Annotated in this window: 27 protein-coding genes; 17 read left to right on the top strand and 10 right to left on the bottom strand. The window is 70.5% G+C overall.

Translation table 11 applies throughout. From position 1 onward, the window contains the following. Positions 1–88: 88 nt before the first annotated feature. Positions 89–688, bottom strand: coding sequence for a nucleoside triphosphate pyrophosphatase (locus AB0M48_RS18910; RefSeq protein WP_363843315.1), 600 nt, complete (start codon positions 686–688; stop codon positions 89–91). Continuing rightward, positions 648–2057, bottom strand: coding sequence for an MFS transporter (locus AB0M48_RS18905; protein WP_363843313.1), 1410 nt, complete (start codon positions 2055–2057; stop codon positions 648–650). Before AB0M48_RS18905 ends, AB0M48_RS18910 begins: the two co-directional genes overlap by 41 nt. Positions 2058–2134: 77 nt before the next feature. Between AB0M48_RS18905 and AB0M48_RS18900 the strand changes: the two genes are divergently transcribed. Next, the gene (locus AB0M48_RS18900; RefSeq protein WP_319985825.1) at positions 2135–2521 is read left to right on the top strand and encodes a hypothetical protein; all 387 of its coding nucleotides are present in this window, start codon (positions 2135–2137) and stop codon (positions 2519–2521) included. 251 nt (positions 2522–2772) lie between these two features. Here the strand turns inward: AB0M48_RS18900 and AB0M48_RS18895 are convergent, their stop codons facing one another. Both AB0M48_RS18895 and AB0M48_RS18890 read right to left on the bottom strand, forming a co-directional pair. Next, entirely contained in the window at positions 2773–2994 is a 222-nt protein-coding gene (locus AB0M48_RS18895) for an acyl-CoA carboxylase subunit epsilon (protein WP_363843310.1), read from the bottom strand. Continuing rightward, positions 2991–4637, bottom strand: coding sequence for an acyl-CoA carboxylase subunit beta (locus AB0M48_RS18890; RefSeq protein WP_363843307.1), 1647 nt, complete (start codon positions 4635–4637; stop codon positions 2991–2993). The genes AB0M48_RS18895 and AB0M48_RS18890 overlap by 4 nt, the downstream gene beginning before the upstream one ends. 117 nt (positions 4638–4754) lie before the next feature. On the opposite strand from AB0M48_RS18890, the gene AB0M48_RS18885 reads away from it, so the two are divergent. From AB0M48_RS18885 to AB0M48_RS18875, 3 genes are read left to right on the top strand one after another with little or no spacing between them, the layout of a single operon-like run. Continuing rightward, positions 4755–5558 carry a biotin--[acetyl-CoA-carboxylase] ligase gene (locus AB0M48_RS18885; RefSeq protein WP_363843304.1) on the top strand — a complete coding sequence of 268 codons (804 nt, stop codon included), beginning with the start codon at positions 4755–4757 and terminating at the stop codon, positions 5556–5558. A 13-nt stretch (positions 5559–5571) separates the two neighbouring features. After that, positions 5572–6096: a PH domain-containing protein gene (locus tag AB0M48_RS18880; RefSeq protein WP_363843301.1), complete on the top strand. Its 525-nt coding sequence runs from the start codon at positions 5572–5574 to the stop codon at positions 6094–6096. After that, complete coding sequence (locus AB0M48_RS18875; protein ID WP_363843298.1) at positions 6083–7012, top strand: hydroxymethylglutaryl-CoA lyase; 930 nt, start codon at positions 6083–6085, stop codon at positions 7010–7012. Before AB0M48_RS18880 ends, AB0M48_RS18875 begins: the two co-directional genes overlap by 14 nt. Before the next feature lie 15 nt (positions 7013–7027). Here the strand turns inward: AB0M48_RS18875 and AB0M48_RS18870 are convergent, their stop codons facing one another. Beyond that, positions 7028–7465 carry a MaoC family dehydratase gene (locus AB0M48_RS18870; RefSeq protein WP_363843295.1) on the bottom strand — a complete coding sequence of 146 codons (438 nt, stop codon included), beginning with the start codon at positions 7463–7465 and terminating at the stop codon, positions 7028–7030. Between the two features lie 97 nt (positions 7466–7562). Here AB0M48_RS18870 and AB0M48_RS18865 point away from each other — a divergent pair, with 97 nt between their 5' ends. The 4 genes from AB0M48_RS18865 to AB0M48_RS18850 are packed head-to-tail and all read left to right on the top strand — an operon-like array spanning position 7563 to position 11206. After that, a complete protein-coding gene (locus tag AB0M48_RS18865) occupies positions 7563–8048 on the top strand; it encodes a YbaB/EbfC family nucleoid-associated protein (RefSeq protein WP_363843292.1) in 486 nt (161 codons plus the stop codon). Beyond that, a complete protein-coding gene (locus AB0M48_RS18860) occupies positions 8045–8359 on the top strand; it encodes a hypothetical protein (protein ID WP_363843289.1) in 315 nt (104 codons plus the stop codon). The genes AB0M48_RS18865 and AB0M48_RS18860 overlap by 4 nt, the downstream gene beginning before the upstream one ends. A 1-nt stretch (position 8360) precedes the next feature. Continuing rightward, positions 8361–10949 (top strand): TNT domain-containing protein, encoded by a 2589-nt coding sequence (locus tag AB0M48_RS18855; RefSeq protein ID WP_363843286.1) that lies wholly within the window; start codon positions 8361–8363, stop codon positions 10947–10949. Beyond that, positions 10946–11206: a hypothetical protein gene (locus AB0M48_RS18850; protein ID WP_090005340.1), complete on the top strand. Its 261-nt coding sequence runs from the start codon at positions 10946–10948 to the stop codon at positions 11204–11206. Before AB0M48_RS18855 ends, AB0M48_RS18850 begins: the two co-directional genes overlap by 4 nt. Here the strand turns inward: AB0M48_RS18850 and hisN are convergent. Next, on the bottom strand, positions 11187–11966 hold the full coding sequence (gene hisN, locus AB0M48_RS18845; RefSeq protein ID WP_363843282.1) for a histidinol-phosphatase: 780 nt from the start codon (positions 11964–11966) through the stop codon (positions 11187–11189). The genes AB0M48_RS18850 and hisN overlap by 20 nt on opposite strands. A gap of 32 nt (positions 11967–11998) precedes the next feature. Here hisN and AB0M48_RS18840 point away from each other — a divergent pair, with 32 nt between their 5' ends. Next, the gene (locus AB0M48_RS18840; protein WP_363843279.1) at positions 11999–12673 is read left to right on the top strand and encodes a response regulator transcription factor; all 675 of its coding nucleotides are present in this window, start codon (positions 11999–12001) and stop codon (positions 12671–12673) included. Beyond that, the gene (locus AB0M48_RS18835) at positions 12673–13947 is read left to right on the top strand and encodes an ATP-binding protein (RefSeq protein WP_363843275.1); all 1275 of its coding nucleotides are present in this window, start codon (positions 12673–12675) and stop codon (positions 13945–13947) included. Before AB0M48_RS18840 ends, AB0M48_RS18835 begins: the two co-directional genes overlap by 1 nt. A 159-nt stretch (positions 13948–14106) precedes the next feature. Here the strand turns inward: AB0M48_RS18835 and AB0M48_RS18830 are convergent, their stop codons facing one another. The 3 genes from AB0M48_RS18830 to AB0M48_RS18820 form a co-directional block, all read right to left on the bottom strand. After that, a complete protein-coding gene (locus tag AB0M48_RS18830) occupies positions 14107–14640 on the bottom strand; it encodes a GtrA family protein (RefSeq protein ID WP_363843272.1) in 534 nt (177 codons plus the stop codon). After that, positions 14570–15148 (bottom strand): GtrA family protein, encoded by a 579-nt coding sequence (locus AB0M48_RS18825; protein ID WP_363843976.1) that lies wholly within the window; start codon positions 15146–15148, stop codon positions 14570–14572. Before AB0M48_RS18825 ends, AB0M48_RS18830 begins: the two co-directional genes overlap by 71 nt. A gap of 133 nt (positions 15149–15281) precedes the next feature. Beyond that, positions 15282–17516 (bottom strand): sigma-70 family RNA polymerase sigma factor, encoded by a 2235-nt coding sequence (locus AB0M48_RS18820; protein ID WP_363843269.1) that lies wholly within the window; start codon positions 17514–17516, stop codon positions 15282–15284. A 142-nt stretch (positions 17517–17658) separates the two neighbouring features. On the opposite strand from AB0M48_RS18820, the gene AB0M48_RS18815 reads away from it, so the two are divergent. The 7 genes from AB0M48_RS18815 to AB0M48_RS18785 all read left to right on the top strand — a co-directional run bounded on the left by AB0M48_RS18815 (position 17659) and on the right by AB0M48_RS18785 (position 23782). Continuing rightward, positions 17659–18426 (top strand): GGDEF domain-containing protein, encoded by a 768-nt coding sequence (locus AB0M48_RS18815; protein ID WP_363843266.1) that lies wholly within the window; start codon positions 17659–17661, stop codon positions 18424–18426. A gap of 112 nt (positions 18427–18538) precedes the next feature. Continuing rightward, complete coding sequence (locus AB0M48_RS18810; protein WP_363843263.1) at positions 18539–18919, top strand: GntR family transcriptional regulator; 381 nt, start codon at positions 18539–18541, stop codon at positions 18917–18919. Next, positions 18916–19710, top strand: coding sequence for an ABC transporter ATP-binding protein (locus tag AB0M48_RS18805; RefSeq protein WP_363843260.1), 795 nt, complete (start codon positions 18916–18918; stop codon positions 19708–19710). The genes AB0M48_RS18810 and AB0M48_RS18805 overlap by 4 nt, the downstream gene beginning before the upstream one ends. Next, positions 19707–20777: a hypothetical protein gene (locus tag AB0M48_RS18800; protein ID WP_363843257.1), complete on the top strand. Its 1071-nt coding sequence runs from the start codon at positions 19707–19709 to the stop codon at positions 20775–20777. The genes AB0M48_RS18805 and AB0M48_RS18800 overlap by 4 nt, the downstream gene beginning before the upstream one ends. Before the next feature lie 90 nt (positions 20778–20867). Further along, on the top strand, positions 20868–22055 hold the full coding sequence (locus AB0M48_RS18795) for a 5-(carboxyamino)imidazole ribonucleotide synthase (protein ID WP_363843254.1): 1188 nt from the start codon (positions 20868–20870) through the stop codon (positions 22053–22055). After that, entirely contained in the window at positions 22052–22540 is a 489-nt protein-coding gene (gene purE / locus AB0M48_RS18790) for a 5-(carboxyamino)imidazole ribonucleotide mutase (protein WP_256334572.1), read from the top strand. Before AB0M48_RS18795 ends, purE begins: the two co-directional genes overlap by 4 nt. A gap of 78 nt (positions 22541–22618) precedes the next feature. Next, positions 22619–23782 carry an acyl-CoA dehydrogenase gene (locus AB0M48_RS18785; RefSeq protein ID WP_363843250.1) on the top strand — a complete coding sequence of 388 codons (1164 nt, stop codon included), beginning with the start codon at positions 22619–22621 and terminating at the stop codon, positions 23780–23782. On the opposite strand, the gene AB0M48_RS18780 is transcribed toward AB0M48_RS18785, so the two are convergent. Then, positions 23772–24401 carry a hypothetical protein gene (locus AB0M48_RS18780; protein ID WP_363843247.1) on the bottom strand — a complete coding sequence of 210 codons (630 nt, stop codon included), beginning with the start codon at positions 24399–24401 and terminating at the stop codon, positions 23772–23774. The two genes, AB0M48_RS18785 and AB0M48_RS18780, sit on opposite strands and share 11 nt — an antisense overlap. Between the last annotated feature and the right edge of the window lie 64 nt (positions 24402–24465).

Genomic DNA, 24465 nt, shown 5'->3' with positions numbered 1-24465 from the left:
CCTGCGACGCGTCAAGTACTCGTTCACCGCTGCCCTCAACGTCGGCGTTGAGGGCAGTCTTCCCCGATCAGGTGAACTGTGACCAGCGCTACCAGAGTGTGGACACGGAGACACCCACCTGGCTCAGCAGCCTGCGGGTGAGGGGCAGGCTGATGCCGATCACGGACGTGTGGTCGCCGTCGATGCCGTCGATGAACCAGCCGCCGCGCCCGTCGATCGTGAAGCCGCCGGCGACGTGCAGCGGCTCACCCGTCGCGATGTAGGCCTCCAGCTCCTCCTCCGACGGCGTGCCGAACCGCACGGTGGTCGACTCGGCGGCCGAGGCGCGGTCGGCCACGACGCCTCCGGAGACCCGAAGCACGGTGTGCCCGGTGATCAGCGCGCCGCTCTTGCCCGCCACCCGCTGCCACCGCTCCCGCGCGACCTCGGCCGTGCCGGGCTTGCCCACGAGCTCGCCCTCGAACAGCAGCATCGAGTCGCAGCCGATGACCACGCACTCGTCGTCGTGCTCGATCGCCTCGGCCTTGGCCGCGGACAGCGCGACGACGGTCTCCTCCGGCGTCGGGTTCTCGAGCGACGCCATCAACGCGTCCTCGTCGACACCGGAGACCCGGACGACGGGTTCGATGCCCGCGGACCGCAGGACGCTAAGACGGGCGGGTGACTGGGAGGCCAGGATCAGACGCACCCGCCGAGTCTGTCACGGCCGGCGCGGCGACCCGGCGAAAGGCGAACGCGGCGGCGATGCCGACCGCCAGCACCGCCAGCAGCAGGTAGAACGCGGCCCGCACGGCCGAGGTGAAGTCGCCCGTGGCCGCCAGCACGACCTGCAGCACGGCGGCCGTCGCGGCGCTGCCCAGCACGTTCCCGAACTGCCGCGAGGTGTTGTAGATGCCGGACCCGGCTCCGAGCAGCGACCTGTCCAGCGTGCGCGTGGAGATGTTCGTCAGCGGCGAGAACACCAGCCCCATGCCGATGCCCAGGGCCACCATCGAGGGCAGCAGCACCCACTGGGAGCCGTCGCCGAGCAGGAACGTCATCACCACGATGCCGAGCGCCATCAGGGCGAACCCGGTGATCGGCAGGAACTTGGCGTCGGCCCGGTTCGACAGCCGGCCCGCGAAGATCGCCACGACGCCGGACATCAGCGACGCCGGAGCCGTGACCAGGCCCGTCATCAGCGGAGACAGCTTCGGCACGGTCTGCAGGAACAGCGCCAGCGGCACGAACACCCCGGTCACCGTGATGCCGATGGCGACGTTCGCGACGTTGCCGAGCGAGAAGTTGCGGTTGCGGAAGATCCGCAGCGGCATCAGCGGCTCGGGGTTGCGCGAGGACGCCTGCCACAGCAGGAACAGCGCCAGGAACAGCACGCCGGCGGCGATGACCTCGGTGATCGTGACGGGCCCCGCGACCCGGCCCCACCGGTAGTGCTCGCCGTTCTGGATCCCGAAGACCAGCAGGCCGAGCCCCAGGCAGCACAGCACGACGCCGAGCACGTCGAACTTCGGCGCGCGGTCCGGCCGCAGGTCGGGCACCCACAGGAACAGCAGCACCAGCGCGAGGACACCGATCGGGAGGTTCACGAAGAAGATCCACTCCCAGCCCAGGTGCGTGACGAGCACGCCGCCGAGCAACGGCCCGGAGACCGTCGCGAGCCCGGCCACCGAACCCCACATGCCGAGCGCCGCACCCCGCTTGACCGGCGGGAACAGGTGCGTGATGAACGCCATCGTCTGCGGGGTCATGGCCGCCGCGCCGAGGCCCTGGAACACCCTGCCGGCGATCAGCGCGTCCGCGCTCGTGGACAGACCGCAGGCCAGCGACGCGCCGATGAACAGCACGAGCCCGATGCCGTAGAGCCGCTTGGGCCCGTACCGGTCGCCCAGCCGCCCGGTCAGCAGCAACGGCACGGCGAACGCGAGCAGGTAGGCGCTGACGACCCAGATGACGTCGTTCAGCGACGCGTTCAGGTCGGTGATCATCGACGGCAGCGCGACGTTGACGATGGTCGTGTCCAGCAGCGTCATGAAGAAGCCGATGCACAGCGCGTACACGGTCCGCCAGTTCGCACGGTCCGTTTGAGTAGTACTGCTGATGCGCGATCACCTCTTCGGTCGGCACTCTCGGAAGAGTGAAGCGCTGGGTGCTTGTCCTCACCGAACGCGGCTCCGATCGCGAAGGCAAGCGCAGACGGATCGCGGCACTGCTCGTCGTGCTCGGCGGCCTCATTGGATCGTGGGGCGTTGGAAGCGTGCTCGCGAGTGACCCGATCGGCTACGGAGTGCCCATTTGGCCGTTCGCCGACACCGCCGATCGGGCGGAGAACGCGCTCCTGACGCAGATCGTGCCCGCTGTGCGCGCCAACCTGCCGCTCGACCACGCCGGTGTGCAGGTGCTGCGCCGGACCAACGCCTACGGCAGCGCGTTCTGGACCCTGCGGCTGGAGGTCGACGGCGAGACCCGCTGTCGCGAGGTGGCCGTCGGCTTGAACGTGACCAGCCGCCGCGTGGACTGCTGATGCCGTCCGGGGTCGTCCGCGCCGCCGTGCCGGCCGCGGTGAGGCGGGCGGAGCTACGAACAGGTCGAGGTGCGGACGTGCGTGCGCGTCGTGGTCCGCCGTGACCGTTCCCCGGCAGTCGAGGCTTCGGCCCTCGAATGCCCGCCAGGCCTCCCCACACGGGTCGACGGCTACGGCGACATCGATCAGACCGTCGCGTTCGACCTGGGGACGGCCTCCCGCTGACTGCGAGAGGCCTTCCCCGGGTCGATCTAGCCGGAGAAACCGGAGGCGCGCCAGGCGCCCGGCCCGTGCTGCAGCGGCCGGCGGACCCGGCGAGCCGGGTTCGCCCACTCCGAACGCCGCCGGGGCTTGTCCTCGGCCGGGGCGGCGGCGGCCAGCCCGGCGATGACCGCGGTCAGCGCGGCCAGCTGGTAGTCGTCCGGCGTGCCCTTGACGACCTTGAGCAGCGGCTTTTCCTCTGGCGCGGTCACAGCGGGATGTTCCCGTGCTTCTTGGGCGGCAGCGTCTCCCGCTTGTCCCGCAGCATCGACAACGCCCGCGCCACGTGGCCGCGGGTGTACGACGGCGGGATCACCGAGTCGACGTAGCCGCGCTCAGCGGCGACGTACGGGTTGCACAGCGTGTCCTCGTACTCCTGCTGCAGCTGCGCGCGCAGGGCGTCGACGTCCTCGCCGTTCTGGGCGGCGGCGGCCAGCGTCTTGCGGTGCACGATGTTCGCCGCGCCCGACGCGCCCATGACGGCGATCTGCGCGGTGGGCCACGCGAGGTTGATGTCGGCGCCGAGGTGCTTGGACCCCATGACGTCGTACGCGCCGCCGTACGCCTTGCGCGTGATGACGGTGACCAGCGGAACGGTGGCCTCGGCGTAGGCGTAGATCAGCTTGGCGCCGCGCCGGATGATGCCGTTCCACTCCTGGTCGGTGCCGGGCAGGAAGCCGGGCACGTCGACGAACGTCAGCACCGGGATGTTGAACGCGTCGCAGGTGCGCACGAACCGCGCGGCCTTCTCGGAGGCGTCGATGTCGAGGCAGCCGGCGAACTGGGTGGGCTGGTTCGCGACGACACCGACGGAGTGGCCGTCCACGCGGCCGAAGCCGACGAGGATGTTCGGCGCGAACAGCGGCTGCACCTCCAGGAAGTCGCCGTCGTCGAGCACGCGGTTGATGACCTCGTGCATGTCGTACGGCTGGTTCGCGGAGTCCGGGATCAGCGTGTCGAGCTCCCGGTCGGAGTCCGTGATCGCGTCGGAGATCGACCCCTCGGTCAGCGTGCCCTCGAACGCGGGCGAGTCGGAGAGGTTGTTGGACGGCAGGTACGAGAGGAGTTCCTTGACGTACGCGATCGCGTCTTCCTCGTCGTTGCCGAGGTAGTGCGCGTTGCCGGACTTGGTGTTGTGCGTGCGACCGCCGCCGAGCTCCTCCATCGTCACGTCTTCGCCGGTGACGGTCTTGATGACGTCCGGGCCGGTGATGAACATGTGCGAGGTCTGGTCGACCATCACCACGAAGTCGGTCAGCGCGGGGGAGTAGACGTGCCCGCCCGCGTTCGAGCCCATGATCAGCGAGATCTGCGGGATCACGCCGGACGCGCGAACGTTGCGCGTGAAGATCTCGCCGTAGAGGCCGAGCGAGACGACGCCCTCCTGGATGCGCGCGCCGCCGCCCTCGTTGATGCCGACGATCGGCCGGCCCGTCTTGATCGCCAGATCCATGATCTTGACGATCTTCTCGCCGTACACCTCGCCGAGCGAGCCGCCGAAGACGGTGACGTCCTGGGAGAACACGCACACCGGACGGCCGTCGACGGTGCCGTAGCCCGTCACCACGCCATCGCCGTACGGGCGGTTGCGCTCCTGCCCGAAGTTGGTGGACCGGTGCCGGGCGAGTTCGTCCAGTTCGACGAACGAACCGGGGTCCAGCAGGAGGTCGATGCGCTCGCGGGCTGTCTTCTTGCCCTTCGCGTGCTGCTTTTCGACCGCGCGTTCCGAGCCGGCGTGAACCGCCTCGTCGTTGCGCCGGTAGAGGTCAACGAGCTTGCCCGCGGTGGTGTGGACGTCCGGGACGCCTGAAGCGCCGGTGGGGACGTGCCCGATCGGCTCGGTCGCACTGCTCATGGGCTCGCAGCCTAACGAGACCATTGCTGAACTGCCCCGTGCAGTTGTCCAGGTCACGGCAACCTGTCGGCGATCTCCGATCGCACGTACTCTCTTCCGTTCCCATAACCTGGCGCGATGACCACCGCACTCGACGCCGAAGAGCTGCGCTCGCGGCTCGTCGCACCCAACGGCCCGTACGCCGCTCTCGACGTCGTCGAGAGCACGGCGTCCACCAACGCGGATCTCGCCGCCTCCGGCGCCGCGGACCGCACCGTGCTGATCGCGCTGGAGCAGACGGCTGGCCAGGGCCGTCGCGGCCGCTCCTGGGCCTCACCCGCGGGCGGGCTCTACGTGAGCGTGCTGTTCCGCCCCGTCGGCGTGCCCGCCGCGAAGCTGCCGTGGCTGAACCTGATCGCCGGGCTGGCTTTGGTCCGTGTCGCCCAATCGGCTGGTGTCGAGGCGACGCTGAAGTGGCCGAACGACCTGCTGCTGGGCCCCGATGCGGGCAAGGGCGCGGGCATCCTGTCCGAGATCACCGCCGACGGCGCGGTCGTCGTCGGCATCGGCCTCAACGTGGCGAAGCTGCCGTCCGGCGTCCAGGCCGCACCGGGCGGGCTCGCGCCGACGTCGCTGGAGGACCTGGGCGTCGGCGAGCTGGATCGTGGCGAGCTGGCGTTCCGGCTGCTGGTCGAACTGGCGGGCCTGGAAGGCGTGTGGCGCAAGAACGGCGGCGACGCGGTCGAGTCCGGCGTGCTGGAGGAGTACGAGGAGCACTCGTCGACCGTGGGCTCGCGGGTTCGAGTCGAACTCTCGGCCGGTGTCGAGCTTCTCGGGGTGGCACAGCGCATCGAGGCCGACGGCACGCTCGTCGTGCGTGGCGCCGACGGGGCCGACCACGGCGTGTCCGCTGGTGACGTGGTGCATTTGCGCCCGGCGTAGTTAGGGTTGGCCCATGGCCTATCCCGACGACCTGCTGAGCTCCGGCGAGCACGTCGTGATCCACAAGCACCCCCACTGGAAGATGTTGGTCTTCCCGGTGTTCTGGCTGCTGGTGGTGGTCGCGCTCGGCATCTGTCTCGGCGGGCTCTTCGGCGACCAGTCGTGGGCCACGGTCGTGTGGATCGTGCTGGCGGCGGTCGGCGCGGTGCTGGTCCTGTGGCTGACGGTGACGCCGTTCGCGCGCTGGCGGACGACGCACTTCATCATCACGTCGGACCGCGTGATGTACCGCGAGGGAGTGGTCAAGCGCACAGGCCTCGACATCCCTTTGGCTCGTGTGAACAGCGTCCGCTTCGAGCACAGTTTCATCGACCGCCTGCTCGGCTGCGGCACCCTGATCATCGAGTCGGCCTCGGACGAGCCGCTCGAGTTCGACGACATCCCGTCCGTGGAGAAGGTGCACACGATGTTGTACCGAGAGGTCAACGACAACCCCGACGACAACTTCCACCCGGGGACCGTCGATGGGCGCGCGTGAGGTAGGCCTGCCGGACGTCGTCGGCTCCGGATCGCTGCCCCCGCGGGTGACGATCTGGGAGGTCGGCGCCCGCGACGGGCTGCAGAACGAGGCGGTCGTCGTGCCGGTCGCCACGAAGCTGGAGTTCCTCGACCGGCTGGCTGCGGCAGGACTGTCCGTTTTGGAGGCCACGTCCTTCGTGCACCCCAAGTGGGTGCCGCAGCTGGCCGACGCCTCCGAGCTGCTGGCTGGGCTCGTGCAGCGACCTGGGGTCGTCTACCCCGTGCTGGTGCCCAACGAGCGTGGGCTGGACCGTGCCCTGGAGGCCGGGGTCACGCACATCGCGATCTTCGCCTCGGCGACGGAGACGTTCGCCTCGCGCAACCTGAACCGGACGTTGGACTCGCAGTTCGAGATGTTCGAGCCGACTGTTTCCCGTGCGCTGGCAGCAGGTCTGGACGTCCGCGGGTACGTGTCGATGTGCTTCGGCGACCCGTGGGAGGGGCCGGTTCAGCGGTCCCAGGTCGTGGCGGTGGGTGAGCGGTTGCTGGAGATGGGCTGTTCGCAGCTGTCGCTGGGCGACACCATCGGGGTTGCCACTCCCGGTCAGGTCGAGTCCTTGCTGGAGGGGTTCCGGGACGTCTCCCGGCTGGCTGTGCACTTCCACGACACGTACGGGCAGGCGTTGTCCAACACGCTGGCCGCTTTGCGTTGTGGGGTGACGACTGTGGACTCCTCGGCCGGTGGGCTCGGTGGGTGTCCTTATGCCGAGTCGGCCACTGGGAATCTGGCTACCGAGGACCTGGTGTGGATGCTTGACGGGCTTGGCGTTGAGACTGGGGTCGACCTGGACGAGTTGGTCGAGACTTCGGTGTGGATGGCTGAGCAGTTGGGGCGGCCCAGTCCTTCTCGCGTGGTGCGGGCGCTGTCGAAGTAGTGCCGGCGAAGTCGATCAGGTGCGTGCGGTGAACATGCCCGTGGCGATGAACCGGTAGACCAGCTCGTCGCCCCGCTTCGCCCTGCCCTCGACCTCCACCAGGCCGAGGTCCGGCCGCTTCTTCGACCGTCGTGCGGTGAGGATCTCGGCCTCGAAGGTGAGCTTGTCGCCGGGGTAGACCGGGGCCAGCCAGGAGAGTTCGCTACAGCCCGGCGAGCCCTGCGAGGTCGAGTCGGCCAGGACCTCGTCCACCCAGCTGCGCATCCAGAGCGAGGCCGTGTACCAGCCCGAGGCGGACAAACCGCCGAAAATCGAGTTCCTGCCGGCTTCCTCGTCCAGGTGGAACGGCTGCGGGTCGAACTTCTTCGCGTAGTCCAGCATGTCGTCCCGGTCGACGACGACCTCGCCAAGCGGGATGATGCGGCCGGCGGGCAGGTCCTCGAAGGCGATCATCCCGTTGATTCTACGTAACTGAATTTGCTGGGAACCGATCTAGAGGCGACGGCGTCCTAGAGCCCGAGCCCAGGGCTATGCGTGTGAGGGGGACTCGGTGGACGACCACCGTGCGCAGGTCGAGGAGTTGCTCGCTGACTACCGGCGTAGCCGCGAGCAGCTTGCTTCGGTGCAGCGCGAGCTGGCCGCCGTGTCCGGGCGCGCCTCCAGTCCTGACGGGACGGTCCAGGCGACCGTGGGGTCTGGCGGCAAGCTCGTGGGACTGGAGCTCTCCGAGTCGGCCTATCGCAGGCATCGGCCGGAGCAGCTGGCCGAGTTGATCGTGCGGACCGTGGCCGCGGCCGCGGCCAATGCCGCCGAGGACACGTATCAGGCGTTGAGTGCCGTGTTGCCCTCCGCCACGGATCCTGCCGCGCTCGTCGCCGGGACGGCTGATCTCCAGCCCTCGGAGTACGCGGTGGACGACACCGAGACCGTTGATCTGGGGCGCCAGTCCGTTCGCGGGCGCAGGGACGACGACGAGGACAACGAGCAGCGGGAGAGCTGGCTCGACTCCGAGCTCATCGACAGGAGGGTCCGATGACCGGGTACTCGGCCGACCTCGAGCGGCTGGACGCCGGGGCTCGCGAGCTCAAGGGGTTCGCGGGGCAGGCAGGCGAGATCGCGGGGTCGCTCGACCGGGCGCTCGCCGCGTTCGGTGTCTGCTGGGGGGACGACGCGGTCGGGCGGAGTTTCGCCGCCTCGCACGAGCGGCCGTCCGGGGACGCCACCGGGGCGTTGTCGGGGCTCGCGTCGACGTTGGGGGACGTGAGCGACAAGCTCGCCGCGACGGCCTCCACGTACCGGCACGTCGAGGAGCAGAACGCGTCCGGGATGAGAAGGTTGGAAGGCTGACATGGGCATCGAGCTTCCCGCCGAACTCACCGCCATCGCGGCCAAGGCCGGTGTCTCGTGGCCCAAGGCCGACGAGGACGCCATGCGTTCCAGCGCCACCGCGTGGCGCGAGGCGGGCGACAAGATCAAGAGCCTCGGCACCTCGTCCGACGGTGCCGCGAACCGTGCGCTGGGCGGCATGTCCGGTGGCACCGCTGACGCCGCACGCGGTCGCTGGGCCAAGGTCGTGGCTCCCGACGGCGACTTCCACCGCGCCGCCCGCGGCTGCCACGCCGCCGCCGACCGTCTCGACCACGCCGCCAAGCAGGTCGGTGCCGCGAAGGTCGAGATCGTCCGCGAGCTCGTGGCGCTCGCCAAGAACAACGACGCCGCGACGGCCTCGGCCAGCGCCGGCAACCCCGCCGCGCTGCTCGGCCTCGACACGCTGACGAAGGGTGCCGCGGCCAACGTCGCGAACCTCCAGAGCACGCTGACCTCCGCGATCCGCCTGGACAGCGGCATCGACATGAGTCAGGGCACGAATCCCGTCAACACCGCACCCGGTGCCCACGGCCCCGGTGGCCTGCTGTCGCCCGTGACGGACATCGTCGGCGGCGTGGTGGCCCCGGTGGCCGGTGTGGTCGCTCCCATCGTGGAACCCGTCGCCGCCGTGGTCGCCCCCGTGACCGAAGCGGTGGCCCCGGTCGTCGGCGCTGTGACCGCTCCGGTCGCGCCCGTCGTCGGTGCCGTGACGGCTCCTCTCGCCCCTGTCGCCGGTGCCGTGACCGAGGTCGCCGCGCCGGTTCTCGACGCCGCTGCTCCCGTGACCGCACCTGCCGCTGCCGTCGTGCAGCCGGTGGTGGACGCGGTACCCGGTGGCCGCGACGCCGCCGGCCCGGTGTTCGACGGCCGGGGTGACGGCGACGGTCAGGGCCACGGCGACGGACAGGGCCGTGGCGAAGGCTCCGGCCGGGGCGAGGGCAAGGGCCCGAACCCCGGACTGGTGGCCGACACGGGCCACGCGGTCGGCCAGGCGGTGGGCCACGTCGTCGCGCCCGTCGCGCAGCCGGTGGCCGACGCGATCCCGAGCGTCGCGGGCACCCTCGGCCCCATCACCGAAGGCACGACGCAGGCGTCCGCCGCCGTGCTCGACCCGACCCTGGTCCGTGGTGGCGAACTGCCCGGCCAGGCTCCGTCCGCACCTCAGGCCGCGGCCCCCGCCGCCGCTCCGGCCGCACCCGCTGCCGCCCCGGCGATGGGCGCGGCTCCGGCCGGTGGCCCGATCGGTGGTGCCGTGGGCGGCGCTGCCGGCGGTGTTCCCGTGGCGGCGTCCCAGGTCGGTGCCGTCGTGGGCCAGCAGGGTGCCGCGCAGGCCCCCGGCCAGCACGGCCAGGCGGGTCAGGCCGCTCAGCAGGGCCAGCAGGCCGCCAAGCCCGCGGCGGACGCGAAGGCCACCGAACTCAAGTCCGGCGAGGTCAAGCCGGGCGAGGCCAGGGCGGGTGCGCAGGCAGCCGCTGCCAAGACCGGTTTCTCAGGCGCGGCACCGGGTCAGGCGCTGGGCAACCAGCCCACCCAGTTCGGCGGCCAGACCGGAACCCAGCCGGGCCAGGTGCAGGCGCCGGGTCACACCCAGCCCGGCACGCAGGTCTCCGCCCAGGGGCAGACTTCGCCGGCGTCGGTGGCGGCCAAGGACGCCGCCGCCAAGGACCTGGCGAAGGACGCCGCGGACGCGCTGCTGGACGGCGACGTCGCGACCGTCGAGGAACGCGGCGAGCGCCAGGTCGGCGACACCATCGCGAGCCCGGCCGCTCCCGGTGCCGACGTCGACCTCGGAGCCCGCCCGACCGGTGGGACCACCACCTCGGGCCCGCTGGCGGCGGTGGAACCCGGTGGCTCGCACGCGCTGAGCGACCGCCTCGAGAACCGGAACGACCTGGCGCTGGCGAATCCCGGCATCGCCGGCGAGATCGCCCGCCACACCTACACGGCGGCCGCGGCCGGCAGCTGGTTCATGGCCATCTTCCTGAGCGCCGGACGGGCCCCGTCCCTCGCCCCGAAGCCGGCCCGCCAGCTCCCGCCGCCCCCGCAGGCGGAGGAGCAGGCCGTCCCGAGGTTCGCCCCGGACGACCACCCGCAGCCGATCGACACGTCGTCCGCCGGCGCGGCCCAGCCCGGCGCCGGTCTCGGCAGGGATCACCCGATCGTGCAGGAACTCCTGGCCGGTCACGACCCGCTCGCGGGCATGCACGAACGCGACTGGGAAAGCCTGTTCCTGCACGAGGACGGCACCCCGCGCTGGCCGGCGGAACGCGAGGGCGGCTACGAGGACAGCCAGCCGGAGATCCTCGAGGCAGGCGCCGAACTCGACAGGTTCGGCACGCCGGAGGGCCGGGTGCTGAGCGCGGCGGGCACTCCGTTCGCACAGCGGTCCCTGCCGCCCCAGGCGGCGGACGAGGGGTACCGCAGGTACCGCGTCACCAGGGACCTGCCCGTCCACCGCACGATCAGCGCGCCCTGGTTCGGCCAGCCCGGTGGTGGCAGCCGGTACCGCACCACCCACCCCGTCGCGGACCTCGTCGCGCTCGGCTACCTCACGGAGATCACCGCATGAACGTCGAGTCGCTGCCCGAGTGGCTGACCAGGATCGGCGTGCCCGACGACGTCGTCAGCATCGGTGAGGAGGCGGACCAGCGCTGGTGCCTCCTCACCGATGAAGACGGCAAGGGTCACGAAGTGTTCTGGCAGGAGCAGGGCAACCGCTACGACTGGGCCCGGTTCGACGACGAGAGCGTGGCGTGCCACTACCTCTTCGGCCGGCTCGCCTGGGCCCAGGTCGCGCGCGGAAGTCTCACCGTTCCAACAGCTTGAGCGCCGCCTCGTGCAGGTGGCCGTTCGACGTCAGCACGCTGCCGCCGTCGTAGCGCTCCTCGCCGTCCAGTGAGGTGAAACGGCCACCCGCCTCGGGCACCAGCACCTGGAACGGGGCGATGTCCCACGGGTTCGCCACGCACTCGGGCGCCAGGTCGATGGCGCCCTCGGCGACCAGGCAGTGCTGGTAGAAGTCGCCGAACGCGCGGCTCTCCCAGGTCGCGTCCACCAAGCGCAGGTACGCCTCGCGGGAGTGGTACTCGACCCACGACTTGATGTCCGTCGTCGACACGTAGGCGTCTTCGAGAGAACGCACACCGGACACGGAGATCGCGCGCTCACCGGAGGCGTCCGACGCGAACGCGCCACCGCCCGCGGCCGCCCACCAGCGGCGGCCCATGGCGGGCGCGGACACGACGCCCACGACCGGTACGCCGTCCTCGACCAGGGCGATCAGCGTCGCCCAGACGGGTACACCGCGCAGGAAGTTCTTGGTGCCGTCGATCGGGTCGAGGACCCAGACGCGGGACGCGTCCAGCGTGCCGCCGCGTTCCTCGCCCATGACGACGTCGTCCGGACGTTCGGACGCCAGCACGGCACGGACCGCGTCCTCCACGGCGACGTCGGCGTCGGTGACGGGTGTGCGGTCCGGCTTGCGCTCCACGGCGAGGTCGTGCGCGCGGAAGCGGGTCGCGGTGATCGCGTCGGCGGCGTCGGCGAGGCGGAGGGCCAGTTCGAGATCAGCATCGTGGCGTGACACGCGGCGATCGTTCCACGAATACGCTGAGCCCCGTGAGCGTGGTGTTGCTGGCCGAGGACGACCCGGCCATCGCGGAACCTCTCTCCCGCGCTTTGACGCGGGAGGGTTATTCGGTGCAGGTCGTCAATGACGGGCCAAGTGCGTTCGACGCCGCCATCGCCGGGGGCATCGACCTCCTGGTGCTGGACCTCGGCCTGCCGGGCATGGACGGGCTGGAGGTGTGCCGGCGGCTGCGCCAGAGCGGCAGGGGCGTGCCCGTGCTGATGCTCACGGCCCGGGCCGACGAGGTCGACTTCGTGGTCGGGCTCGACGCGGGCGCGGACGACTACGTCGCCAAGCCGTTCCGCCTGGCCGAGCTGATGGCCCGCATCCGGGCGCTGCTGCGCCGCCGCGCGCCGGGAACGCTGGAGGTCAACGGCGTCCGCGTCGACCTGGCCGCCCGCCGCGTCACCGTCGACGGCGGCGAGATCCAGCTCGCGAACAAGGAGTTCGAGCTGCTCAAGGTGCTGATCCAGCGCGCGGGCCAGGTCGTGAGCCGCGACGAGATCCTGTCCGAGGTCTGGAACGACCCGGACCTCAAGGGCAGCAAGACGCTCGACATGCACATGTCGTGGCTGCGCAGGAAGCTCAGCGACGGCACCCCGAACTCCGCCGAGAAGCGCATCGCGACCGTGCGCGGCCGCGGCTTCCGCTTCAACGCCGACTAGTGCGCCGCCGGATCCTGCGGGCGATCCTGCTCGCCGTCGCCGTCACCGGGATCGTGCTGGGCCTCCCGCTCGGCTACACCGCGCTGCAGCTCGTCGAGGACACGGCCCGCGCCGACCTGAGCGAAAGCGCCCAGCGGATCGCGACGACGTTCGACGACCAGCTCGCCAAGCAGCAGAGCCTCGACATCGAGGCCGTCCGGGTCGCCATCCCGACCGACGGCCGTCTCACCGTCGTGTCGGCGGGCACCACCAAGTCCACCGGCCCCTCGCCGGGCGACGACCCACTGACCGTCGAACTGCCGATCGCCCAGCAGGGCACCGTCCGCCTGGAGATCCCCTCCGGCCCGATGCACACCTCGCAGGCCCAGGTGGCAGGCCTGGTGCTGCTCCTGCTGGCGCTGTCCGTCGGCACCGGCACCGTCGTCGCCCTGGTGACGGCGCAAACGCTTGCCCGCCCGCTGGGCCACGTGGCGGCCCGCGCGTCCCGGCTCGGCGCCGGCGACTTCCGCGCCGACGAGCAGCGCTACAACATCGAGGAGCTCGACGCGGTCTCCGACGCCCTCGACACCTCCGCCACGGCCCTCGCCCGCCTGGTCCAGCGCGAACGCGAACTGGTCGGCGACGTCTCCCACCAGCTGCGCAGCCGCCTCACGGCACTTCAGCTGCGCCTGGAAGCTCTCGCCGAGCACCCGGAACCCGAGACGGCCACCGAGGCTCGCGCGGCCCTGGAACAGGCCGAACGCCTCGCCGCCGTGCTGGACGAACTCCTCGCCGCCGCCCGCGCGGCCCGAGCAGTCGGCGCCGAACCGCTGGAACTGCGGCCCGCGCTCAACCTGATCGCCGACGAGTGGCGCGAGCAGGTCAAGGGCCAGGGACGGGCGCTGCGCGTCCGCGTCCCGGACGGCCTGCTGGCCCGCGCCACCCCCGCCCGCCTCCGCGAGGCCATCGGGGTGCTGCTCGACAACGCCCTGCGCCACGGCGAAGGGTCGGTCGTGGTCTCCGCACGCAGCGAGGAGGGCACCGTCGTCGTAGAGGTCAGCGACGGCGGAGCGGGCGTGCCGGACGAACTCGCGGCGCACATCTTCGAGCGCGGCGTCTCCGGCGGCGGCTCGACCGGCGTGGGCCTGGCGCTCGCACGGGCGCTGGTCGACGCGGACGGCGGCCGGTTGGAGCTGTCCACGGCGCGGCCGGCGACGTTCGCCGTGTTCCTGCCGGTGCCGAAGGCCCAGGACGTGGTGGGGATCTCCTGGAAGAAGCCGAGCACACCCCGCTAGGGCGTGTCCCGTAAGTCCGTTCGATGAGAGTCACGGTCGAGAGTCCCGGAGGCGGTGCCGCCGCGATGCCCTCATACCGGGCGTATTCGGGCTTTGCGGCGGTGCCGTCTCCGGGGCCCTCGGCCGCGACTATCGCGGACGCGACTTACGGGACACGCCCTAGGAGTGGCCGAGCTCCTTCTCCTCCTCGATCGGCCGAGGGTTGCGGAAGTTCTCCTCGGGGAAGACCCAGTTCTTGTAGCCGTACCAGCGGAACGCCATCGCGATGAGCGTGCCGATGATCTGCGCGCTCAGGAAGTCCGAGATCTCCTCGGTGAGGCGCGACACGTGCGGCTCCTGCAGGTGGAACGCGTACCGCGCGATGTACAGCGGTGCCGAGTTCAGCACGATGCCGATGCCGTTGACGAGGAAGAACAGCAACGCCTCGTGGTGACGCTCGCGGCCGCCGCGCGTCCGGAACGACCATTCCCGGTTCAGGATGTACGACACGATCGTGGCGACCAGCGTGGCGATGATCTTCGCCGTGACCGGGTTGTTCGGCAGGACGACGATCTTGATCCCGAAGAACAGGACCGTGTCGATCACGAAGCAGGTGCCCCCGACCAGGGCGAACTTGACTAGTTCACGATGCTTCAGCGCGATCGACCGGATCGGTTCCGGGAACCGGGAGACCACTGTTTCGGCTAGAGACACGGGACGAGTCTACGGAGATCGGGTGAACACGCCGGTCCGGCCGAGCGCCCGCGTCGGGGAAGACCCAGCGGCGCATCGCCCAGAACTTGAAGCCGGTGGCGAGCAGCATGCCGAGGATCGAGCCCGAGACGAAGTCCGCGATCTCCTCGGTCATGACCGAGACGAACGGGGCCTGCAGGCCGAACAGGTGCCGCGACAGCCACAGCGGGGCGATGTTGATCGCGACGCCGATGCCGCTCACCAGGAAGAACAGGGCGGCCTCGTGGTGACGTTCGCGGCCGCCGCGGGTGTGGAACGACCACTCGCGCGACAGCACGTACGAGGCGATGATCGCCACCAGCACGCCGATGACCTTCGCCGTGACGACCTTGTCGGTCAGCACGGTGAGCTTGAGCGCGTACCAGACGCCGTTGTCGATGAGGAACGTCGTGCCGCCTACCAGCGCGAACCGGATCACCTCGCGGTGCTTGTGCATCAGGAACTGGACCGGTTCCGGCAGCCGGCTCATGGCGCGGCGAACGACTGGCAGCACCGCGCCAGCTTACGGATCTAGATCACGACGCCTGCCTCCGGGTGTTACCAACCGCGACACAGAGGTGCGTGACCTGCACGTTCAGTGACGATGAAAGATCAACTTCTGGTCAGCTTCGCGGCGGTTCGCAGGAAGGCTGCCCCAGCAGGCCGCCGATCAGCCCCGGAATCAGGCCGCGCGGCGGTACGCACGGCTCTTCCGTTTTCGGTGGTGGCGTGGTCGTCGGCGGCGTCGACGGAGGCAGGGACGGTGGCTGGGTCGTCGACGGCGGGGTCTCCGGCTTCGAGGGCTCCGTCGGCTGGGTCGGCACGGTCGGCTTCGTCGGATCAGTGGGCTGAGTCGGTTTCGTGGGGTCGGTCGGCCGCGTCGGTTTCGTGGGCTCGGTGGTCGTGGTCGTCGGCGGCACCGTCGTGGTGGTCGTCGGCGGGTTCGGCGGTTGCTCGCCCGGCGGGTGACCGGGCCATCCCCGCACCTTCGTCTTCACGGACTCCGTCACGTTGCCCAGAGTGGCGGTGATGGTGACTTCCCCGCCCGCGCGCCCGAACGCGAAGAAGGACATCCGGAACTTGCCACCCTTGTCCAGGTCGGCGACGCAGCGGATCGACTTCTTGTCCTCCGCATGGGAGCACTGGCGGTAAGGCGTGTAGATCGACACGTTGTCCGCCGTCGAGATGTCCAGCTTCAAAGTGCCCGCACGCGGGCCTTTGTTCCACACGCCGACGTCGGTGCGCGGGGGGTACCAGAACACCTGGTCCCAAGTCTTCACGAAGAGGTCGATCTCGTCGTTCACCGGAGGCACGTTGACCTCGACGCTGATGTCGACGGAGATCGACGTGCCCGCGCTGATGACACCGGTGATCGTGCCGGGCACGGCCGTGTCGGTCGCCCTCAGCAGGAAGTGGAACGTCGCCTGCCCGCCCGGCGCGATGCCCTGCGGCGTCACGCACGTGATCGTGCCGGTGCCGGCGGGGCAGTTCACCGTCTGGTCGGCAGCGCCGTCCGGCTGCAGCAGGCGCGCGGCGCCGAAGCCCGACGGCCCGCCCGTCGACACGACACCCGGAGGCAGGTTCAGCACCATGCTCGCGGGCGGTGCCGCGGTGCCGCCGATGTTCCGGACGGTGATCGGGAAGTCCTTGGGCTCCTCGCCCGGCGTCAGCGAGAACCCGCTCGGCGTGGTCGGCGTGAGTGCCGGCGGCGCGGGCGCGGGCGGTTGGGGGGCGGGCGGCTCCGGTGCCGGTGCCGGTGGGGCGGGCGGGGCCACCGGGGGCGGCGGCTCCGTCGTGGTCGTCGGCGGTTCCGTGGTGGGGGTGGGAGCGGGCGGAACCGGCGGCACGGGCGGCCTCGGCGTCTGGACCTGCGTCTGCGCGGGCGGGGGCGGGACGGCCTGCACCACCGGCGTCTGCTGCTCACCGCCCCCGGCGGCCAGCGCGATCACCACGGCCGCGGCCACGGCGGCCGCGGAACCACCGACCGTGACGAGCTGGCGGGGGATCGCGGCACCCACGGCGCCCGCGCCACCCGCGGCCGCTCCGGCGCCGACGACGGCCGTCGTCGTGCCGGCGGCCAGCAGGTACGTCGTGGCACCGACGCCGAGCACCAGCGGGGCGACGAAGATCCGCAGCGCGCCGTTGACGTCCGCGAGTTCGGCGGCCAGCGCCCGGCACCGGCCGCACTCGTCGAGGTGCGCCTCGACCTGGGCCGCCTCGCGCTTGGACAGGCCGGCGCGGGTCCAGGCGCCGAGCCGGTCGACGGTCGCCTTGCAGCGCTCCGCCTCCGTGTCGGCCAGGTGCATCTGCAGGTACTGCTGCTTGAGGCCCTCACGGGCGCGGTAGGCGAGCGCGGACACGCCGTTGGCCGTCAGCCCGAGCAACGGGGCGACCTCGGCGGGCGACTGGCCCTCGATCTCGGTGTGCCAGAGCACCATCTGCCAGCGCTCGGGCAGGGCGGCGAACGCGCGGGCGGCCAGCGACCGCTCCAGCCCGGCCACGGCGGTGTCGCTGAACTGCACGGCCGGCGCGACGTCGGTCATGTCCTCGGTGAGGTCGACCTTCTTGTCGCGGCGGGTCTTGTCGTACGCGGTGTGGCGCAGCGCCGTGAGCAGGTACGCGCGGAACGCCGAGTCGGGGCCGCGGCCGCCGCGGAGCGTGTCCAGGACCTTCGCGAACGCCTCGGAGACGAGGTCGTCGGCTTCCGCGGCGGAGCGCGCCAACTGGCGAGCGAGGTTGTAGGCCGCCGAGACGTGGCGTTCGTACAACTGGCCGTAGGCGTCGATGGTCCCGCCGCGCACGGACTCGATGAGTTCCGCGTCGCTCGGTCCCTGGACGTCTGCAGGAACGATCGCCACAGTTTTTGTTTCCCTCCCACGCGGCGCCCAGTGTGACTTACGGCGCGTGGCGCAGTCATCTCAATCCCCCGCGCGGGTTGCGTCACGAACGAGCGACGGCTGCGTCTCCCACCTGGAATCGGGCGAACTGAAGGGAGACCGGGTGGGTGTCGCACAAGCGGAACGCCTGCTGAAGTCGAGGTGGCGGACCGCCACCATGGCCGCAGGCTGGGCGTTCCCCGCAGACTGGCCGCTCGCCGAGGTCGACGACGTGTGCGCGGCGATGCTGGAGGACACCGACCCCGCCGACGCGCTGGTCCGGCTGGGCCGTGCACGCGCCGAGGCCGGAGCGGGCCTGAGCGAGACGCTGCTGGACCTGGCCGCGCTGCACGCCGTGCTGACCGACGCGTCGCACGCCGTGTCGCCGGACGTCGACGCGCTCCCTTCGCGGATGGTGCGGATGACGGCGCTGGGGTGGGCGGACGTGGTGACGAAGCAGGCCGGCGACTGCGCGGCCGAAGACCCGTTGACCGGCCTGGCGACCGGCGCCTACCTGCGGACACGGCTGGGCGAGGTGTACCGGGAGACACCGGTCGCGTCCCTCGACTACGCCCTCGTGCTGCTGCGGCTCGACGTGCACCGCGCATCGGGCTGGTCCCGCGTCGTCGCGATGACACTCGTGTCGGACGCGTTGCGCACCGTCTTCGACGGCGGCGAGACGCTGGCGACCCTCGGCCCGTGCGTGGCCGCGGTGCTGGTCAGACGCGACGGACTGCTCGCGCGAAGAGTGTCGAACCTCAGGGTCCTGGCGGCCGACCGGCTCGCCGACGACCCCGACGTCCGGCCGGTCGGCCCCGCCGAGGTCTGGGTCGAACAGTTGCCGGACACGCACGCCGAGGCGCGTGCGCTGCTCACCTCGCTCGGGCGCTGAACCCCCTGTCCCGCGCCCGGCGGCCCTCCCCGCGTCCCCACCGGGGTCGCTTCCCAACACCCGCAGAAGTGTTCTATTGTGCTAGTTGACTAGAACAATCTGGGGAGCGTGCGTGGTCGAGTTCCACGTTGACCGCGGCAGCGGTTTTCCCGCGTACCTGCAGCTGGGGCAGCAGGTCAGGGAGGCTTTGAGGCTCGGCTGGTTGCAGCCGGGTGATCGGCTGCCGACGGTCCGCGACGTCGTCGCCACGAGTGGCGTGAACGCGAACACCGTGCTCAAGGCCTACCGCGAGCTGGAGCTCGCCGGCCTCGTCGAAGCCCGTCAGGGCTCCGGCACCTTCGTCAAGGCCTCCTTGGGGTCCGCCGCCCCCGAGGACCTGGACCCGTTGCGCGCCAAGCTGGCCGCGTGGGTCGCGGAGGCACGCTCCGCCGGGTTGGAGGACGAGGACATCAATGCGCTGATGCGTGAGGTGCTGAGTGGGGGAGCGCAATGAGCGTGGTTGCGGCCGGCGTGTCGAAGTGGGCTTTACGGGACGTCTCGTTCGAACTGCCGCCGGGCAGCGTCACGGCGATGGTGGGATCCAACGGCTCCGGCAAGACGACGCTGCTCAACGTGCTGGCCGGGCACCTGAAGCCGGAATCGGGCCACACGTCGATCGCGGGCCGGATGGCGTACGTGCCCCAGCACAAGCCCATGTACAAGTCGTTCAGGGTCAAGGACGTGCTGGAGTTCGGCCGCCGCATGAACGACATCTGGGACGCCGACCGCGCCGAGCAGTGGCTCAACCGGTTCCGGATCCCGCGCAAGCTCCAGATCGAGGACCTGTCCGGTGGTGAGCGCACGCACGTGGTGCTCGCGCTGGCGCTGGGGTCCCGCCCGGACGTCCTGATGCTGGACGAGCCGCTGGCCGAACTGGATCCGCTGGCGCGCCGGAAGGTCATGCGGGAGTTGCTGACCGAGGTCAACGACAAGGGCATGACGTTGATCTTCTCCACGCACGCCGTGGGAGAGATCGCGGGTGTGGCCGACCGGCTGCTGGTGCTGTCGCACGGCCGGCTGCTGGTGGACGGCGATGCCGACGAACTGCTGGAAGAGCACGTCCTCTACACCGGCCCGCACGCCTCGAAGTCGCCCGTGGAGGGGCACGTGGTGCTGGCGAAGCACGGCAGGGCCCAGTCGTCGTTCCTGGTGAGGTCGGGCGGTCAGCGGATCGACGAACCCTGGACAGCCCGGTACGTGACGCTGGAGGAGCTGGTCGTGGCGCACCTGGAGCGTGACCTGTGAAGCTGAATTCACTCATCTGGCTGACCTGGCGGCAGCACCGCTGGCCCATCGTCGGGCTCGGGCTCATCGCCGTGTTCGCCATCCTGAGCCTGTGGTCGATCGAGGCGCTCGACTTCTACATGAACACGTCGATGCCGATCGCCGGCTTCTACGCGCTGATGGTGCAAACGGGGTTCGGTGCGCTGGTCGGCGCGTTCTGGGGTGCTCCGCTGATCGCCCGCGAACTGGAGGAACGCACCTATTTCGTGGCGTGGGGCCAGGACGTCACGCCCGTGCAGTGGTTGCGCGGCAAGCTGATCGTGTTCGGTGGCCTGGCCGTGCTGCTGGGTGCGCTCATCGGCAACGGTGACGGCTTCACCGGTTCGGTGCGGACGTGGAACAGCTTCGAAGCCAACTCGCTCCTGCAAGCCGGATACGCCGCTCTCGGGCTCGCGATCGGCGTGCTGATCGGCCTGTTGAGCAGGAACGTCGTGACAGCGATCGCGGTGACGATCGTGCTCTTCGTGGTCGTGCGCGTCGTCCTGGCCGTGTGGGTGCGTTCCTTCTACTGGCCACCGGCACGCGTGATCGCCCGTTGGGAGGAAACGCCGGTAGTGCCCGATCGAGGCTTGGAGCTCGGCCACGGCTACGTCGGGTCCGACCTGCAACCGGTGCCCTCCCGGGGCGACTGCATGACGGCCGTCAGCGAGACCAGCTGCATGCGCCGTGCGAACGCCGCCATCGGCACGTACGTCGACTACCAGCCGATCGAGCGCATGGTGTGGTTCCAGATCGCCGAGTTCCTGGTGTGCGCGCTGATCGTGGCGGGCTTGCTGGCCGTGGTCTTCCGGCTGATGCGCAACGGCGGTGGGTGGAAGCCGTCCCGTGCGCACCGCCGCCTCGGTCCGCCGGTGCCCGAGCCCACGCCGGACCTTCCGGCTCCGGAGACCACCGCGACGCCGGAGCCGGACGCCGACCCGGTCGCCGAGACCGGCGAGGCCTCGGATCCCGCACCCCAACCCGTTTCCGAACCCGCCCCGGGCGAGCAGGCCACGTCCGGGACCGCCACAGCCAAGACCGAGGGGTAGCGCTCACCACCGGCTGGACGGCTTCGCTGGGGGTGAGGCCGTTCAGCCGGTGGTGAGCGCGGGAGAAGCCGCAGGTAGGATGCCTGAACCGTGGACTCTCGTACCCGTCTCCCCGTCGTCGGAATGATCGGCGGCGGGCAGCTCGCCCGCATGACGCACCAGGCCGCGATCCCGCTCGGGCAGTCGCTGCGCGTGCTCGCAGTCTCCGAGAACGACCCCGCCGCGCTCGTCGCGCGCGACGTGGTGCTCGGCACGCACACCGACCTCGACGCGCTGCGCTCGTTCGCGAAGGGCTGCGAGGTGGTCACGTTCGACCACGAGCACGTGCCGCAGGAACACCTCCGCGCGCTGGCCGCCGAGGGCGTGAAGGTGCACCCCGGTCCGGACGCGCTGCAGTTCGCGCAGGACAAGCTGAAGATGCGCGTGCGGCTGGCCGAGCTGGGCCTGCCGGTGCCGCCGTTCGCCGAGGTGCACGAGGTGCGCGACGTGCTCCGGTTCGGCGCGGAGAACGGCTGGCCGTGCGTGCTGAAGGCGATCCGCGGCGGCTACGACGGGCGTGGCGTGTGGATGCTGAACACCCCGCAGAGCGCCGAGCGGGTCGTCCCCGAGCTGCTGGAGTCCGGCACGCCGCTGATGGTCGAGCAGTGCGTGCCGATGCGCCGTGAGCTGGCGGCCGTCGTGGCGCGCTCGCCGTTCGGGCAGGGCGCGGCGTGGCCGGTCGTCGAGACCGTGCAGTCCGACGGCATCTGCGTCGAGGTGCTGGCACCGGCTCCCGCGCTGGACGGAGCCGCGGCCCAGGAGCTGGCGCTGAAGGTCGCCGACGCGCTGGGCGTCGTGGGCGTGCTGGCCGTCGAGCTGTTCGAGACCGCGCACGGCGTGGTCGTGAACGAGCTCGCGATGCGCCCGCACAACTCCGGCCACTGGTCGATCGAGGGCGCGCGCACGTCGCAGTTCGAGCAGCACCTGCGCGCCGTCCTGGACTACCCGCTGGGCCGCACCGACCTGATGGCGCCCGCCGTCGTGATGGCCAACGTCCTCGGCGCGACCGACACGCCCGCGATGGGCCCCGACGAGCGCGTGCACCACCTGTTCGCCCGGTTCCCGGACGCGCACGTGCACCTGTACGGCAAGGAGGAACGGCCGGGCCGCAAGATCGGGCACGTGACGTTCCTCGGCAACGACATGACCGAGGTCCGCCAGCGCGCGCGGCTCGCCGCGGACTGGCTGTCCACGGGCATCTGGTCAGACGGATACGACATTCACGGGAGTGCGGAGTGACTCAGGTTGGCGTGATCATGGGCAGCGACTCGGACTGGCCGGTGATGAAGGCGGCCACCGAGGCGCTCGCCGAGTTCGACGTGCCGTTCGAGGTGAGCGTCGTCTCCGCGCACCGCACCCCCCAGCGCATGCTCGACTACGCGACGTCGGCTGCCTCACGCGGCCTGCGCGTGATCATCGCGGGTGCCGGCGGTGCCGCCCACCTGCCCGGCATGGTCGCCTCCGCGACAGTGCTCCCGGTGATCGGCGTTCCGGTGCCGCTGAAGTACCTCGACGGCATGGACTCGCTGCTCTCGATCGTGCAGATGCCCGCGGGCGTCCCGGTCGCGACGGTCTCAGTCGGTGGTGCGCGCAACGCGGGCCTGCTGGCCGTGCGGATGCTGGCTTCCTCGGACGCCGGGCTGCAGGAGCGCATGGCCCGCTTCCAGGCAGAACTCGAGCAGCTCGTACTAGACAAGGACGCGGCCCTGCAGAAGTCCCTCTGAGTGCTCAACAGCACAGCGGCGCCCGACGTGAACGAGCGCTAACATCGTGCCGAGTACTCGCTACTGGGAGGTAATAAGGTGAACCCGAGCTTCGGCACCTATCAGCTCGCCGAGGAGCACGAGGCGCTGCGAGAGGCCGTCCGCTCGCTCGCCGAGAAGGAGATCAAGCCGTACGCGGCCGAGGTCGACGAGAACGAGCGCTTCCCGGTAGAGGCACACAACGCCCTGGTCAAGGCGGGCTTCGCGGCCGTGCACGTGCCCGAGGACTACGACGGCCAGGGCGCCGACTCCGTCGCCACCTGCATCGTCATCGAGGAAGTGGCCCGCGTCTGCGCGTCCTCCTCGCTGATCCCCGCGGTGAACAAGCTCGGCACCATGCCGATCCTGCTCTCGGCCTCCGACGAGCTGAAGCAGCTCGTCATGCCGTCCATCGCCTCGGGCGAGGCGATGGCGTCGTACGCGCTGTCCGAGCGCGAGGCGGGCTCCGACACCGCGTCGATGCGGACCAGGGCCCTGCTCGACGGTGACCACTGGGTGCTCAACGGCACCAAGTGCTGGATCACCAACGCGGGCGAGTCCACCTGGTACACCGTCATGGCCGTGACGGACCCGAACGCCCCGAAGAAGTCGCAGGGCATCTCGGCGTTCGTCGTGCACAAGGACGACGAGGGCTTCTCGGTGGGCCCGAAGGAGCGCAAGCTCGGCATCAAGGGCTCGCCGACCCGCGAGATCTACTTCGAGAACTGCACGATCCCCGCCAACCGCATCATCGGTGAGCCGGGCACCGGCCTGAAGACCGCTCTGCGGACCCTGGACCACACCCGCCCGACCATCGGTGCGCAGGCAGTGGGCATCGCGCAGGGCGCGTTGGAAGCCGCGGTCGAGTACGTCAAGGACCGCAAGCAGTTCGGAAAGTCCATTTCGGACTTCCAGGGCGTCCAGTTCATGCTCGCCGACATGGCGATGAAGATCGAGGCAGCCCGCCACATGGTCTACGTCGCGGCCGCCAAGGCGGAGCGCGGCGAGCCGAACATCGGCTTCATCACCGCCGCCGCCAAGTGCTTCGCCTCCGACGTGGCCATGGAGGTCACGACGGACGCGGTGCAGCTCTTCGGTGGCGCCGGCTACACGCGTGACTTCCCGGTCGAGCGGATGATGCGGGACGCGAAGATCACGCAGATCTACGAGGGCACGAACCAGGTGCAGCGCGTGGTCATGTCGCGCGCCGTGCTCAACGGCTGAGGCTTGGGGTCATCGTCCCGCTCGGCTCGTCGAGCGGGACGATGACGCAGCCGCGCAACTCGCGGATCAACGCGGAGGCGAGAACCCGGCGCACCGCAGGATCGTCGTAAGTGAAGTTCCCCGCCTTCGTCGCAGCGGGCGCCAGCACGCTTCGCTGGTAGAACACGCCCCGAACACCTGCGACAGGGCAGTCCCTCACGCGGACCGTCACAGCTCCCCGTTGCAGCGCAGGGCACATGCGCCTTGCGACTGGCACGCACGGCACGCACACCGGCGGCTCCACCGAAGCCATCCCGTTCGGCCACTGTGGCCAGTCGCCGCGGTGATCGCGTTGCAGCCACAGGACACCGTCGTCATTGCGGTCCGCCGGCCCGCCACAAACCTGACACAGCAACAGTTCCATCGCCCGCCGCTGTCGCAGCGGATGGACCCTGGCGAACTCGGGCCGTCCGATTCGGTGGCGTAGTGCCGTCTGGCGCCACAGCACGCCATGCCGATCGCGATCGCTGAGCAGTTCGTTCGCGTAGCCGATGCTGTGGTCAGGCCGCTCCACGAGCGCGCACGGCAGGTCCTGCTCCGCACTCCAAGCGGTGATGTACGGCGCGATGATGCGCGACATGTCGACGCCCGATCTCTATATAGAACTTGGCTTCGACAGTGAAGCGTAGTTCTATATAGAAGTG

The organism is Lentzea sp. NPDC051208 (assembly GCF_040682435.1).
GTDB classification, from domain to species: domain Bacteria; phylum Actinomycetota; class Actinomycetes; order Mycobacteriales; family Pseudonocardiaceae; genus Lentzea; species Lentzea kristufekii.
Note: the sequence above shows the minus strand (reverse complement) of the source record. Positions and strands in the feature narration are given on the sequence as shown.

What these genes read in the sequence shown, in the direction of transcription:
- AB0M48_RS18890 (WP_363843307.1), bottom strand. Translation starts at nt 4,637, where the DNA reads ATGAGCAGTGCGACCGAGCCGATCGGGCACGTCCCCACCGGCGCTTCA.
- AB0M48_RS18885 (WP_363843304.1), top strand. Translation starts at nt 4,755, where the DNA reads ATGACCACCGCACTCGACGCCGAAGAGCTGCGCTCGCGGCTCGTCGCA.
- AB0M48_RS18880 (WP_363843301.1), top strand. Translation starts at nt 5,572, where the DNA reads ATGGCCTATCCCGACGACCTGCTGAGCTCCGGCGAGCACGTCGTGATC.
- AB0M48_RS18875 (WP_363843298.1), top strand. Translation starts at nt 6,083, where the DNA reads ATGGGCGCGCGTGAGGTAGGCCTGCCGGACGTCGTCGGCTCCGGATCG.
- AB0M48_RS18870 (WP_363843295.1), bottom strand. Translation starts at nt 7,465, where the DNA reads ATGATCGCCTTCGAGGACCTGCCCGCCGGCCGCATCATCCCGCTTGGC.
- AB0M48_RS18860 (WP_363843289.1), top strand. Translation starts at nt 8,045, where the DNA reads ATGACCGGGTACTCGGCCGACCTCGAGCGGCTGGACGCCGGGGCTCGC.
- AB0M48_RS18855 (WP_363843286.1), top strand. Translation starts at nt 8,361, where the DNA reads ATGGGCATCGAGCTTCCCGCCGAACTCACCGCCATCGCGGCCAAGGCC.
- AB0M48_RS18850 (WP_090005340.1), top strand. Translation starts at nt 10,946, where the DNA reads ATGAACGTCGAGTCGCTGCCCGAGTGGCTGACCAGGATCGGCGTGCCC.
- AB0M48_RS18825 (WP_363843976.1), bottom strand. Translation starts at nt 15,148, where the DNA reads ATGAGCCGGCTGCCGGAACCGGTCCAGTTCCTGATGCACAAGCACCGC.
- AB0M48_RS18805 (WP_363843260.1), top strand. Translation starts at nt 18,916, where the DNA reads ATGAGCGTGGTTGCGGCCGGCGTGTCGAAGTGGGCTTTACGGGACGTC.
- AB0M48_RS18780 (WP_363843247.1), bottom strand. Translation starts at nt 24,401, where the DNA reads ATGTCGCGCATCATCGCGCCGTACATCACCGCTTGGAGTGCGGAGCAG.